The organism is Rossellomorea aquimaris, from assembly GCF_008180865.1.
Classification (GTDB): domain Bacteria; phylum Bacillota; class Bacilli; order Bacillales; family Bacillaceae_B; genus Rossellomorea; species Rossellomorea yichunensis.
Window position 1 is genome coordinate 133,772 of record NZ_VTEX01000006.1, and the last position, 12,830, is coordinate 146,601.

Annotated in this window: 16 protein-coding genes; 7 read left to right on the forward strand and 9 right to left on the reverse strand. The window is 43.2% G+C overall.

Features of this window, described 5'->3' with window-relative positions:
- Positions 1–28: 28 nt before the first annotated feature.
- Positions 29–154, forward strand: a complete 126-nt coding sequence (locus FZC88_RS24615; RefSeq protein WP_262372005.1) for a hypothetical protein — start codon at positions 29–31, stop codon at positions 152–154.
- A gap of 95 nt (positions 155–249) precedes the next feature.
- Here FZC88_RS24615 and FZC88_RS20880 read toward each other — a convergent pair whose 3' ends face one another.
- The 7 genes from FZC88_RS20880 to FZC88_RS20910 form a co-directional block, all read right to left on the reverse strand.
- Entirely contained in the window at positions 250–897 is a 648-nt protein-coding gene (locus FZC88_RS20880; protein WP_148996302.1) for a TetR/AcrR family transcriptional regulator, read from the reverse strand.
- 34 nt (positions 898–931) lie between these two features.
- A complete protein-coding gene (locus FZC88_RS20885) occupies positions 932–1,948 on the reverse strand; it encodes an ABC transporter permease (RefSeq protein ID WP_148996303.1) in 1,017 nt (338 codons plus the stop codon).
- Complete coding sequence (locus tag FZC88_RS20890) at positions 1,938–2,666, reverse strand: ABC transporter ATP-binding protein (protein WP_148996304.1); 729 nt, start codon at positions 2,664–2,666, stop codon at positions 1,938–1,940. The genes FZC88_RS20885 and FZC88_RS20890 overlap by 11 nt, the downstream gene beginning before the upstream one ends.
- A gap of 183 nt (positions 2,667–2,849) precedes the next feature.
- Complete coding sequence (gene bshB2, locus FZC88_RS20895; protein WP_148970649.1) at positions 2,850–3,533, reverse strand: bacillithiol biosynthesis deacetylase BshB2; 684 nt, start codon at positions 3,531–3,533, stop codon at positions 2,850–2,852.
- Positions 3,534–3,566: 33 nt separating this feature from the next.
- Positions 3,567–3,914: a YojF family protein gene (locus FZC88_RS20900; RefSeq protein WP_148970650.1), complete on the reverse strand. Its 348-nt coding sequence runs from the start codon at positions 3,912–3,914 to the stop codon at positions 3,567–3,569.
- Between the two features lie 176 nt (positions 3,915–4,090).
- Positions 4,091–4,900, reverse strand: coding sequence for a pyridoxine/pyridoxal/pyridoxamine kinase (gene pdxK / locus FZC88_RS20905; RefSeq protein WP_148996305.1), 810 nt, complete (start codon positions 4,898–4,900; stop codon positions 4,091–4,093).
- Between the two features lie 167 nt (positions 4,901–5,067).
- Entirely contained in the window at positions 5,068–5,418 is a 351-nt protein-coding gene (locus FZC88_RS20910) for a YflT domain-containing protein (RefSeq protein ID WP_148970652.1), read from the reverse strand.
- 155 nt (positions 5,419–5,573) lie between these two features.
- Here FZC88_RS20910 and FZC88_RS20915 point away from each other — a divergent pair, with 155 nt between their 5' ends.
- The 4 genes from FZC88_RS20915 (at position 5,574) to FZC88_RS20935 (ending at position 8,089) form a co-directional block, all read left to right on the forward strand.
- On the forward strand, positions 5,574–6,332 hold the full coding sequence (locus FZC88_RS20915) for a DUF4230 domain-containing protein (protein ID WP_262372006.1): 759 nt from the start codon (positions 5,574–5,576) through the stop codon (positions 6,330–6,332).
- Positions 6,333–6,347: 15 nt separating this feature from the next.
- Positions 6,348–7,019 carry a uracil-DNA glycosylase gene (locus FZC88_RS20920; RefSeq protein ID WP_148996307.1) on the forward strand — a complete coding sequence of 224 codons (672 nt, stop codon included), beginning with the start codon at positions 6,348–6,350 and terminating at the stop codon, positions 7,017–7,019.
- A 371-nt stretch (positions 7,020–7,390) separates the two neighbouring features.
- A complete protein-coding gene (locus FZC88_RS20930; RefSeq protein WP_148970656.1) occupies positions 7,391–7,684 on the forward strand; it encodes a YwdI family protein in 294 nt (97 codons plus the stop codon).
- Between the two features lie 33 nt (positions 7,685–7,717).
- Positions 7,718–8,089, forward strand: a complete 372-nt coding sequence (locus FZC88_RS20935; RefSeq protein ID WP_113969283.1) for a DUF423 domain-containing protein — start codon at positions 7,718–7,720, stop codon at positions 8,087–8,089.
- Between the two features lie 50 nt (positions 8,090–8,139).
- On the opposite strand, the gene gerQ is transcribed toward FZC88_RS20935, so the two are convergent.
- Both gerQ and hemQ read right to left on the reverse strand, forming a co-directional pair.
- Positions 8,140–8,571, reverse strand: coding sequence for a spore coat protein GerQ (gene gerQ / locus FZC88_RS20940; RefSeq protein WP_148970684.1), 432 nt, complete (start codon positions 8,569–8,571; stop codon positions 8,140–8,142).
- A gap of 946 nt (positions 8,572–9,517) precedes the next feature.
- Positions 9,518–10,264, reverse strand: a complete 747-nt coding sequence (hemQ, locus tag FZC88_RS20945) for a hydrogen peroxide-dependent heme synthase (RefSeq protein WP_148970657.1) — start codon at positions 10,262–10,264, stop codon at positions 9,518–9,520.
- Positions 10,265–10,572: 308 nt separating this feature from the next.
- Between hemQ and pta the strand changes: the two genes are divergently transcribed.
- Positions 10,573–11,544 (forward strand): phosphate acetyltransferase, encoded by a 972-nt coding sequence (gene pta / locus FZC88_RS20950; protein WP_148996309.1) that lies wholly within the window; start codon positions 10,573–10,575, stop codon positions 11,542–11,544.
- A gap of 301 nt (positions 11,545–11,845) precedes the next feature.
- Positions 11,846–12,688: an octanoyl-[GcvH]:protein N-octanoyltransferase gene (gene lipL, locus FZC88_RS20955; RefSeq protein WP_148970659.1), complete on the forward strand. Its 843-nt coding sequence runs from the start codon at positions 11,846–11,848 to the stop codon at positions 12,686–12,688.
- Positions 12,689–12,830 lie beyond the last annotated feature (142 nt).

A 12,830-nucleotide genomic window follows, 5' to 3' on the forward strand; every position in this document is an offset into this window, starting at 1 on the left:
TTACCCGTTTGGGGGAGGAGGAAAACGGGTGAAGGTGGGGTGGAATGTCGGTTTTGAAAATAAATGGTGGGGCATTGAAAATAATAGTGAAAGTTTGAAAATAAGCATGGTGAAATTGAAAATAAAACCCTCATTGCATGAGCAAGACGAATGAAAACCTGCTTCCAGTATCCATTTTCAGTCCCGATGGTCACTTTACAGCCAAAAAAAAGAACCCCAAATCCCTCGTTTGGAGTCCTTTCTTCACATTTATCCCTTACCAATCCCATTCACAATCATCTGCACCGTCATGTCGATCTCCTTCTCATCATCCCAATCCGCTTCAGGAAGGAAGAGGTACCTGACAAGCAACAATCCGAAGATACTCGTTGCCGAAAATCGCACGACAGTGTATGAAGGCAGGTCGATGATCTGTCCCTTTTCTTTATAATGATCGACGAGCCTCACGAATTTCTCGATCACTTTTTCAGCGATATGCTCTTTGAATTGTTCCTTCAGCTCAGGATGAAAAGGGATTTCCTGTATCAAAATCTTAAATGCCGTCATGTTCTCTTTCAAAAATTCCTGCCGATTCAAAATCATCGCTTTCAGGAAATCTTCATACCGATCATATTTCGCATCGAGCACTTTATTGAGATCCCGGATGACAAATGGAGCGATCAGCTTGGCCATCGTAGGGGATACAATCGAAAGAAGCAGGTCCTTCTTCGTTTTGTAGTGCCGGAAGATGGTTCCTTCTGCAACACCTGCTTTTTTTGCGATTTGACTGGTAGAGGTGGAAGCGTAGCCTTTTTCTGCAAACATTTCAATGGCTGCCTCCACGATTTTTTGTTGCTTATCAGTCAGTGTTTCTTCCTGATCAAATAGCTGTTTAAATATCTTCTTTTCCTCAGTCATGCTTTAAACCCCTAACTTGTCGTTCATTACTTACCTATATTTTACGGTATTTTCTGAGGGCTGCAACATTGAGAACGATAAAGAGGATAGAAAACCCAATCAATACCGATAAGTTAAAGAGCAAATCCTCAAGAGCAAATCCCCGTATCATCACATCTCTTAAAGCATCCGCAGCATAATATAGAGGGGTGATTGGACCGATCCAGCTCAGCCATTCAGAGATCGTATCTAAATTGAATAATCCTGAAAAGAATATCTGTGGTACGACCACAATCGGAATGAACTGCATCATCTGTAATTCATTCTTGGCAAAAGCCGATAGCAATATCCCAAGCGTCAAGGCCGTGAATGATAATGAAACAATGATGATCAATACATTGAAGAAGCTTCCTTCCATCATCATATCCAAAACATAGATGGCATACCAGGAAATCAAGGAAGCCTGAAGGAGGGTGACGATACCGAAACCAAGGACATAGCTTACGACCATTTCCCAAATCTTGATCGGGGAAGCAAGCAACCTCTCAAGTGTGCCTGTCGTTCTCTCTCTCAGGAAAGATACCCCGCTGATCAAAAAGACAAAGAAGAAGACGAAAAAGCCCAGAAGGACTGGTCCAAAGGAGTCAAACATCTCCATGTCCCCGCTTCCGTACACGTACTCAATCTGATCTGATAGCTTTTGAGAGTCGGCGGGAAACAAAGTTTGAATTTTTTTCATTACAGCCCCGTTGACAGTGTGGTCACTTCCTTCGATGACAATCGAAGGGGAAGTAGAGTCCTCGAATGATATATAGCCATCCAGTTCACCATCTTTAATGTCTTTCAAGGCCTTATCGGAACTCGCATAAGATTGAAAATCCTTCGTATCGAATTTAGATTCCAGTTGCTGTGGCAGATCGACAATCGCCACCTTTGCATCGTAATCATCAGAGTTAAATACGAGCGACAGCATGCTGAGTATCAATAATGGAGCTAAAAACATCAAAGCCAATGTTCGTTTGTCCCTGAGGAGCTGTTGAAGAATCCGAATGACAAAACCTCTAATCCGCAATGGAAACACCCCCATTTTTCAAAAATACTTCTTCAATCGAAGTCACCCCATAGGTTTCTTTAATAGCATCAGGCGTATCGCTTGAAATGATTTCGCCATGCTGCAGGAGGCCCAGCCGGTCACATCTTTCTGCCTCATCCATCACATGGGTTGTAATGATAAGGGTTCTGCCTTCTTCCTTAAGACGGTGAAAGCTATCCCATATTTCCTTTCTTAAAACGGGATCGATCCCGACAGTCGGTTCATCTAAAAATAAGACTTCAGGGTCATGCAGAAGGGCAATGGCAAGGGAAAGCCTCCTTTTCATTCCTCCTGAGTATTGATGGACAGGCTTATAAAGGTGATCAAGTAAATCTACGATCGTCATTACTTTTTCAATTTGTTCGTTTCGTTTCGGTTTCTTTAATCCATAGAGAGAAGCCATGAAAGATAAATTTTCCTTTGCTGTCAGCTCATCATATAGGGCGTCTGATTGAGCCATATATCCGATGGTCGGGTACAGATCTTTTGCTTTCAGCTTGTTCCCTTTGAAGGTTACACTCCCTGTCGATGGGGTTTCGAGTCCGATCATTAGCTTGATCAATGTCGTTTTGCCCGAGCCAGAGGGTCCTAATAGTCCATAGATATCGCCTTTTGGGATGTTGAGAGAAACGTTTTTTAACACTTCTTGAGGGCCGAATGACTTGGACAGCCCGTTCAATTGGATGATGGAATTCAATTGAATCACACCTTTCTGAAGGTAATGAGTGATTACTCACTATTAATATAAAGTATGCCGGGTGAATTGTAAAGTGAGTAATCACTCATTAATTGGTTATATTTATTCTATTCACAAACCGATACCTTAGAAGAGCACAATAAAAAAAGAGCTTGAGCAAAGCCCAAACTCTTATTACAATCATTATTCCACTGTGTCATTTTCCCATTGATAGCTCCAGAATCGCTCAACAGTCACCCATTTTAATGCTTCAGGGTCATTTTGCTGAATGCCTTTTTCTAAATCCTTGAGCATCCATGCTGTTTGGGAGATATGTGCCTTCATGGCATCGATTTTTTGATCTTTAACTGGTGTGATATCAATAAGGATATCCGGCTGTCCCAACGCTTCCTCACAATTCTTGGAGAAGGCAAGGCAGTGGAGCTTCGGTCTTGATGCTTTCGGAAGGCGTCGAACGGCACGAACGACGGCTCTTGCTGTTGCTTCGTGATCCGGGTGAACGGAGTAGTCGGGATAGAAGGTAATGATGAGTGAAGGGTTCAATTCTTCAATTAACTCAGTCACCATGTTGGACAGCTTTTCATCATTTTCAAATTCAAGGGTTTTATCCCGGTATCCCATCATGCGTAAATCCTGTATTCCCATAACATCGGCCGCTTTTTGAAGTTCTTTTTTACGAATCAGTGGAAGCGACTCTCTTGTTGCGAAGGGTGGGTTACCTAAGTTTCTTCCCATTTCCCCTAATGTGAGGCAGGCGTAGGTAACAGGCGTTCCATTATTCACGTGGGTGGAAATGGTTCCTGACACACCAAATGCTTCATCATCGGGGTGGGGAAAGATGACAAGTACTTGTCTTTCTTTTTCCATTTTGACCTCTCCTTTTATATAGATTCAAGTGGTTTAGTTGAAAGGTGTAGGGCTGATTTCAAGGGCTACGGCCAGTTTCCCGTCCCCGCCGTGACCTGCAAGTAACAAGCGTCCTTGTTCATCAAATTCATAATGAGTCAGTCCTTCAGCATATATCCAGCCGATTTCAATTTTCAAACCGACACGGTAGGGTCCGTCCCCGATGATCTTCCCGTGCTCATAGTTGACTTTCGCGTTGCGGATATAGGCTCCGGCTGAAAAGAAGCCCTCATTAAAGTGAGATGCATAGGCTCCGTTGGTGGTTTCTAAATGTATATAAACGTCCTGACGGGCAAGCTGGGTAATGATCCCTTGCACATCAGCAATCTTGATCGGTTCCATTCTTTTTCCTCCTTAAATACAGAAAAGACTCTTAACCATTATGTACTATCTTACTAAAATTCATGAATGAATGCGAAAAGTATGATTGGGGGAGGGGCGTACTTTTTGGAAGGTCCGTCCCTCAAAAAAAGTGCCAGGCACGAGATCATTCTTTCGTGCCTGGCACTAGCCGGTAATTATTTTTCATGACGATTGTAAGCCCCGTGCATAACCGGGCCTACGTATTCGTTCAGTTTGAATCCGTGTTTGATGGCTGCCGTTACGAAGGTTTTCGCGTTTTGAACAGCTTCTTTCACGTCTTGTCCATTTGCAAGGTTTGATGTGATGGCTGCTGCGAATGTACAACCGGCACCGTGGTTATAAGTTGTTGCTACTTTCTCTTCTTCAAGTAGAGTGAAATCGTTTCCGTCATAGAATAGATCAAGAGCTTTGTCATGCTGTAATTGCTTTCCGCCCTTGATGACAACATTTTTCGCTCCAAGGTCGTGGATTTTCTTTGCGGCTACCTTCATTTCATCAATGGTTTTGATCGGACCTGACCCGGCAAGCTGACCTGCTTCGAACAGGTTAGGAGTCACTACGGTAGCGCGCTTAAGCAAGTGCTCTCTCATGGCATCTGTTGTTTCAGGGTTTAATACTTCATTTTCGCCCTTACATACCATTACAGGGTCGATGACGACTTTATCCAAACCGAAAGCATCGATTTTCTTCGCTGCAAGCTCAATGATCTCAACTGTACCGAGCATGCCTGTTTTCATTGCATCGATTCCGACAGAAAGAACAGTTTCCAGTTGTGATTCCAATGTATCAATGGATAATGGATGAACCTGGTGGTGCCAATGGTTATTCGGATCCATCGTAACAACCGTTGTAAGAGCCGTCATGCCATACACGCCATGCTCCTGGAATGTTTTAAGATCTGCTTGGATTCCGGCTCCACCGCTTGTATCGGAACCAGCGATCGTCAGGGTTTTTTTCAATGTCATAGTTGCATTCCTCCTTAGAAAGTAACTCTTTATAATTGTAAAAGTCTGACTAAAGAATATAATAACGGACGGGTAAATACAAATTCTTTTGACTATGGCTGTTTACAAAAAAAGACGCCGGGAATGATATCCTCGACGCCTTTTTGGATTGGATGAATCGTTAAAACTTAGAATGGTTTCGCATCATTATTTGTTGCTTCCTTGGAAGCGACGATGACAAGCTTTCCTTTATCGAGTTCTTCTTCATAGACATCTGCTTCTGCCTGATTCATCCCTACTGACTTCATTTTCGAACGTAATTCGTCTCCGCGGCTGTTGAATAAATTACTCATGGACTCAATGATTCCTTGTTCTTTTATACCGGTGGATTCCGTATGGGTTGCTTCTGTGATATGTTCAGAACGATGTTTGTCATGGGCGAACACATAGATTTCATCTTTAGAGTAACCTTCACTTGTAAACATTTCTATTTCTCTTTTCGCTTCTACTACATTTTCAGCTGTTTGAACTTTATACATAATCATTACCTCCACTTTTAATTTAATGTCTTGTTCCTTCTTTTCCCGGTTGTGCAGAAATAAAACTTTCCATAATATAGAAATACTTTTGAGAGAATAATTGTTTCCAAGATTCTACATTATTTCCTATAATAGAAGAGAGGAAGGTGAAGCATTTGACAAATCAATACAAGAAAATACAAGAAATTGAAGCGCTTTTAGCAGATTTGAAAGCGAGTGAAAGAGAAACCGGTGCCTCTTTGGCGTTTGAGAATAGAAGCAGTAGACGTTTTCCGGCTTGGAAATTAACAACATCCGTTCTGTCCTTTTGGAAAAATAGAGTGTTGTTGATTCTCCTTCTTTTCATCCTATTAGTAGGAGGAGTATCCATAGGGGTCTATTCGTTGTTATCCGGATCTACCTTTACAGAAGAGAAGGGGGCATTTGTCGAACGGATTCAAGAGATGAGTTCCCTGGCCACGGCTCAAGGGTTTATAAAGGCCGTGATCGAGCAGGAGGATAATCAATTATTCGGGAAAGACATCAATACGGATATACCCGGGACAAAACGTAAGCTTCTGATGGTGGTCCCTGGAGCCGTCCTGGCAGGGGTTGATTTACAGGGAATCGATGAAGACGATATTGTAGTTGATGAAGAGAAGAAAGAAATTCAATTAACCCTGCCACGTGCTGAGATTCTCCAAGACCCTTCCATTGATACTGAGAACATTAAGACCTTCTCCGTAGAAGGGATCTTCAGAAATGATGTGGACTGGAACGAAGGGTTTGCCCTTGCGGAAGTGGCAAAGGACCAAATCAGTCAGGAGGCGGTTGAGCAGGGGTTGCTTCAAGCCGCGGAAAAAAACGCAGAGAAATCATTGAAAGGTTTCTTTGAACAATTGGGTTATGACGTTACGATTCAATTTAAGGACTAGAAAGGATGTCTAACAGTGACAAAGATTTTTCAAAACGATTGGGCAGACATTCTGGAAGGTGAACTTCAGAGGGAGTACTATCAGACCTTGAGAGAATGGCTTAAAGGGGAATATGAAACGAACACGACGTATCCTTCCATGCATGACATCTTCAATGCTTTTCATTATACAGCTTACGAAGATGTGAAGGTTGTATTGCTTGGACAAGATCCTTATCATGGGCCGAATCAGGCAGAAGGCTTAAGCTTTTCTGTCAAAAAAGGAGTCAAGATTCCGCCGTCGTTACGAAATATGTACAAAGAGCTTCATGATGATATCGGATGTCAGACCCCTCCCCATGGCTCCCTGGTAAAATGGGCAGAGCAAGGTGTCCTGCTGTTAAATACCGTCTTAACCGTACAAGAAGGGAAAGCTCACTCCCACCGGGGAAAAGGGTGGGAGCAATTCACGGACCGTGTCATCTCGATCCTGAATGAGCGAGAGAAGCCGATGGTGTTTATTTTATGGGGGAAACCCGCTCAGGCGAAGCAGGCCCTCATCGATTCTTCCAAGCACTATATGGTAACGGCCCCTCATCCGAGTCCATTATCTGCACACAGGGGTTTCTTTGGAAGTAAACCATATACTAAAACAAACGAATTTCTGCGGGATCAAGGCATAAAAGAGATTGACTGGTGTCTCGAATAACCGGATGTTTCACGTGAAACAATGGATGGCCCCTCGTTCATGGAGGGGTTTATTTTGTAGAAAGGGGATGCCAAATGATAAATGAGAAGCGTATCAACTGCTTTCAATGCCAATATTTTTATACAACGTGGGAGCAGGCTCATCCCCGGGGCTGTAAAGGCTATGGTTTCAAAACAAGAGCCATGCCTTCACTGGTGGTTTTCCAATCATCAGGGAGTCCCTGTATGAAATTCAAGCCTAAACAGAAATGACTCAGGAAGATATTTGCGAAATCCTTCATTTAGAATTAGGATAGTGATGTAGGTGAAACAGAGGAAGTACATATTGTATGTAATCACGTACGGGAAGACTTGTGGAAGGAGTCATAAATTGTGAATATCCCACATCAATCATTAATAAAGAAAATTGAACATGAGCTCGGAAAAGCAAAATCAGCCGAAAAGTCTCAGCAAATCCGTGAGCATGTGTATTCAATAAAGGCTCTATGTGAAGTTTTGTTGGAGGAAAACCACGGGGGGGCCACTGCAGCACCTTCGTTTCAACCTCAACAAGCGATGCCATATTTACAGGAATCACAACCGAGTCAGAAGCCTGTCACCATCCAGAAAGAAGAACCTCTGGAAACGGATGATGGTGCGAATGGAAATTCATTATTCGACTTTTAATCACTAAGTGAAAGAAAGAACAGGAGGTCCATCATGAAAACATTTATCATTATTGGGGCTATCAACGCCTTTTTATCAGTCGCTTTAGGAGCTTTCGGTGCCCACGCATTGGAAGGGAAAATCTCACAGAAGTATATTGATATTTGGAATACCGGAGTTCTCTATCAGATGTTTCACGCCATCGGAATCATCATTGTAGGGGTACTGATGGGGAATGTGACACCAACCTCATTACTGTCCTGGTCCGGGTGGCTGATGCTGATCGGAACGATTTTATTCTCAGGAAGCCTTTATGTACTGAGCCTATCCGGAATCAAGGTGCTTGGAGCAATCACACCTCTGGGCGGAGTCAGTTTCTTGGCAGCATGGGTGCTTTTGATTGTCTTTGCAGCGAAAACGTTATAAAAAAAGTAAAATACCCTGACAGGAAAGTATTCTCCTGTCAGGGTATTTTTTTATCGCTGGGAATAACTTTGCATAGAACCTCCAGCTCCATACGGATATTCATATTCAATTTCTTCATCAAATGTAATGTAGTCTAAGTAAATCATCGGGATGAGGTACCTGGTCCCCGTTTGTGGATCACTCAGGATAAGGTGATCCCGGCCCGCGGCTTCTATGATTCCTTTGAAGATTTTTGCATTCCATTCTGTATTGTTTTCAAACGTAGTGTAAACAGTCGCTACTTTTCCTTTGTTCAAGCGAAGAATATTCTCGATATATGATTCTTCAATCGGCAGCATCCCCTGAATATTTTGAGTAGGGGCTGGAGCATTCGTCGGTGGAGGTACTTGGAAACCTCCACCACCTTGCTGTTGGGGATAATATTGTTGACCCTGAACCTGCCCTCCTCCGTAATATTGACCATATGGATTATACCCTTGCATATACGGGTTTGATTGTTGATTAGCCAAACCGAATACCTCCTTTTAATAAAGTTATACTTTCGGACAATCTCTTTGAGCAGGCTGATAGAAACAACGGGACTTCAAGAAGTTTCACTTCCTTCTCGTGATAAGGAATAACAGCCACCTCACTTTAAAGATGCTATATGTCTCACTATTTCATGTCTATGTAGGGGGAGAAAAATATATTCGTTTGTTTTTTGAATGAGGAAGACGAACTTTTTTTAATAAAAGTTCCTTTCGTAAACTTTGTGTCTTTGCATAACTTCTCAAAAATGAATTTCTGTTTTAGATGAGGGGTAGTGTGAAAATAGGGACCGTTACTTTCCGCTCCAGGCACTTGCTTTCCGCGGGGAGGAAGTCGAGCCTCCTCGACGTTCCGTCTGTGGGGTCTCGACCTTTCCTCTATTTCCCGCAGGAGTCAAGTGCCTTCCGCTCCAATCCACTCTGTGCTGCTCCTAATGACAGATGGCCAAAACAAAAAAAGCTCCTATTGTAGAAATATTGAGCGTTTGTTCCCCCAATAACTATCTACAAAGGAGTAATAGAAAATTTTATGTTAACTCATAAATCGAAGTATCCTTAAACCATCTTTCAAATGAACCAAACAATGATACCACCGTAAATGACCTCATTTAAAGAGAGCAGTAGTCCGTTTTCCATATTAAGCAAGCTCTGTCATGAATTTTTTTATGGATGGTGAGGGGAACTGCGTAGACTCCTGCGGAAGTACGGACGTGCCGAGACCCCGGAGCTGAGGAGGCTCGGCCGAACGTCCGCGGAAAGCGAAGCAGTTCCCCACACCATCCAGCACACGCTTGTTGACAGAGCTCCAGGCAGATCTTATGTTACAAAACAACCATCTGAGAAGAAAAGAGCCTAAAAAAAAAAACGACAAGCCAAGAAGGCTTGTCGTTTATGATTGTATTTAGTTCACGTGAAGGAATTTCGCAATTGCTTCTTCTTTTAATAGATTACCTACATAGAAAGTACCGAATTCGCCGTAGCGTGCACTTACTTCATCAAAACGCATTTCGTATACAAGCTTTTTGAATTGAAGGACGTCGTCAGCAAATAGGGTCACACCCCACTCGTAATCATCAAAACCAACAGAGCCCGTGATGATCTGTTTGACTTTTCCTGCGTATTGGCGGCCGATCATTCCATGACTTCTCATCATGTCGCGACGCTCTTCCATCGGCAGCATGTACCAGTTATCATTACCCTGGCGACGCTTGTCCATCGGATAGAAGCAGATATGATTCGCTTTCGGAAGGATCGGGTAGATGCGCTCCTGTACATATGGATTATCATAAGGATCGCCCTCTGAAGGCATGTAGTTGCCAAGTTCCACTACAGAAACATAAGAGTATGTCGGAATCGTGAATTCAGCGATCTTCAGCTTGTTGAATTCATTTTCCAGTTCATTTAATTCTTCCATCGTAGGACGAAGGATCATCAGCATGAAGTCTGCTTTTTGACCAACGATCGTGTAAAGAGCGTGACTGCCTTCCTTCGCATCCTGCGTGCTGTTTAACTTATCTAAGAAACGGTGGAATTCAGAAATCGCCGAGGATCTTTCTTCACTCGGAAGCATCTTCCAGGACGTCCAATCCATCGCGCGAAAATCATGCAGGGAATACCAACCATCTAACGTTTGTGCCGGTTCTGCCAATGTAATCACTCCTTAAAGTACTTTTTCCAACTTTACTATATCATAGTTTGGCCCTGGAGTAAGAATACAAAACCCAATGTCGTTAAAATGGCACAAATAGTGGATAGGCAAGGGATATGTGGAACACACTATCCTAGTAGATTATGACATAGGCTTAGGGGTGTAGAGAAAAGGGTAAAAGGAAATAGGAATTATTAGAAAACAAAGACTTTTTCCGTGAAACCGATAACATTTCCCCTTTTCCTTGAATTCCTATATGAGAAGAGTATTCTAAGATTGGATATGTATAAATCAAGGAGGTCCCTCTATTGAGCAACTTATTTACAACATTAACAGATAAAGTAAAAGGAAAAGAGTTAAAAATCGTTTTCCCTGAAGGTACAGACGAACGTATTCTAACAGCAGCCTCCCGTTTAGCCGGCGACGGCATCTTGACGCCGATCGTAGTCGGTAACGTGGATGAAGTTAATGCAAAAGCCGACCAGCTTGGTGTGAAGCTTGACGGTTGTGACGTTGTAGACCCGGCATCATTCCCTGGAATGGACGAGCTTGTGAAGGCATTCGTAGAGCGCCGTAAAGGAAAAGCCTCAGAAGAAGATGCGAAAAGAATCCTATTAGACGGAAACTATTTCGGAACGATGCTTGTATACACGGGCAAAGCTCACGGTCTTGTAAGTGGAGCAGCTCACTCGACAGCTGATACGGTTCGCCCGGCTCTTCAAATCATCAAAACAAAAGAAGGCGTCCGCAAAACGTCCGGTGTCTTCATCATGGTACGTGAAGAAGAGAAGTATGTATTCGCTGACTGTGCGATCAACATTTCACCTGACAGCCAGGATCTTGCTGAAATCGCAATCGAAAGTGCGAAAACAGCTGAAATGTTTGACATCGATCCTCGTGTTGCAATGCTAAGCTTCTCTACAAAAGGTTCGGCTAAATCACCGGAAACGGAAAAAGTGGTTGAAGCCGTTTCCGTTGCAAAAGAAAAAGCACCGGAACTGACAATTGATGGTGAATTCCAATTCGACGCAGCATTCGTTCCATCTGTTGCAGAGAAAAAAGCACCGGGTGCCGACATCCAAGGTAATGCGAATGTATTCGTATTCCCGAGCCTTGAAGCAGGAAACATCGGATACAAAATTGCCCAACGCCTAGGAAACTTCGAAGCAGTAGGCCCGATCCTTCAAGGACTGAACGCACCTGTAAACGATCTTTCACGCGGCTGTAATGAAGAAGATGTGTATAAGCTTGCGTTGATTACGGCTGCTCAGGCGCTGTAATTTAATAGATGTTGTATATAAAGCCGGATCCTTTTGGGGTTCGGCTTTTTTTTCGTTTGTGTGTGCTGAATTGGTGGCTGGCACCAGTGATCTGGAGAGAATTACGTTTGCCTGTTAAATATCCCTCTTTTTTTAACAGGCAAATAAACCGGAATATTCATCTGTCAAGATAACCGTAGTTTTTAACAGGCAACCAATCTCAAACGAAATGCGAACCCCATGGATTGTCCAACCCTTTTTTAGCAACCCCATCATTATATGATATAATGAGCTCGCATGTTGTGAGTGAAGGAGAAGCGTTATGGATAAGGAAAAAGCATATGCACTGCTTCGTCAAGACAGATGGAGAGTGATTGATCAATCGAGCTTGGGACCGATGTTCGGGGCCCTGCAGTCGTTTGCCATGGATGATACGTTGTGCACGGCGATTGGAGCAGCTCAGTCAGACCCGACGGCACGCTCATGGGTGCACCATCAAACGGTCGTACTGGGCATTCAGGATACAAAGCTGCCGTTTCTTTCGGATGCCTTGAAGGTGTTGGAAGAAGAAGGCTATCAATATATTGTACGAAACTCCGGGGGCCTTGCCGTTGTATTGGATGAAGGAGTTTTGAATCTATCACTGGTTTTCCCCGATTCTGAAAAAGGGATCGATATTAACCGTGGCTACGATGCCATGTGGTTGCTTGTTGAGGATATGTTCAAGGACTTTGATGTGAAGATCGAGGCGAAGGAAATCACGCAATCCTACTGTCCCGGAAGTTACGATTTGAGCATACATGATCAGAAATTTGCGGGTATTTCTCAGCGCAGGATTCGAAATGGGGTAGCTGTACAGGTGTACCTCTGCGTCAATGGAAGTGGTGCTGAACGAGCGAAGCTGATTCAGCGTTTTTATGAGACCGGGTTGAAGGATGGAACGACGAAGTTTACGTTTCCTGTTATTGATCCTGAAGTGATGGCTTCTTTATCGGAGCTGCTTGGAGTCGAGTTATCGATACAAGACGTGATGCTCCGCTTTCTGCAATCGTTGAAAGGGTTCAGCGGTGAGTTTTATAGCAGTGCCCTTCAAGGGGAAGAGTATGGAATGTATGAAATGTATTATCAGAGAGTCGTTGATCGGAATGAGAAGTTTTTAGGTTAGAAAGATAGATAAGCTGGACTTCGATTGATTTGTGGTCTGGCTTTTTTGGTGGTGTGAGAATTGGTTGACAATGGTAAAAGACGCATAAAATAAAAAAACGACGCAAAAAAATTTTAAAATGACGCAATGACGACTCCTCTCT

What these genes read in the sequence shown, in the direction of transcription:
- FZC88_RS20880 (WP_148996302.1), bottom strand. Translation starts at nt 897, where the DNA reads ATGACTGAGGAAAAGAAGATATTTAAACAGCTATTTGATCAGGAAGAA.
- bshB2 (WP_148970649.1), bottom strand. Translation starts at nt 3,533, where the DNA reads ATGGAAAAAGAAAGACAAGTACTTGTCATCTTTCCCCACCCCGATGAT.
- FZC88_RS20900 (WP_148970650.1), bottom strand. Translation starts at nt 3,914, where the DNA reads ATGGAACCGATCAAGATTGCTGATGTGCAAGGGATCATTACCCAGCTT.
- pdxK (WP_148996305.1), bottom strand. Translation starts at nt 4,900, where the DNA reads ATGACATTGAAAAAAACCCTGACGATCGCTGGTTCCGATACAAGCGGT.
- FZC88_RS20910 (WP_148970652.1), bottom strand. Translation starts at nt 5,418, where the DNA reads ATGTATAAAGTTCAAACAGCTGAAAATGTAGTAGAAGCGAAAAGAGAA.
- FZC88_RS20935 (WP_113969283.1), top strand. Translation starts at nt 7,718, where the DNA reads ATGAAAACATTTATCATTATTGGGGCTATCAACGCCTTTTTATCAGTC.
- gerQ (WP_148970684.1), bottom strand. Translation starts at nt 8,571, where the DNA reads ATGCAAGGGTATAATCCATATGGTCAATATTACGGAGGAGGGCAGGTT.
- lipL (WP_148970659.1), top strand. Translation starts at nt 11,846, where the DNA reads ATGGATAAGGAAAAAGCATATGCACTGCTTCGTCAAGACAGATGGAGA.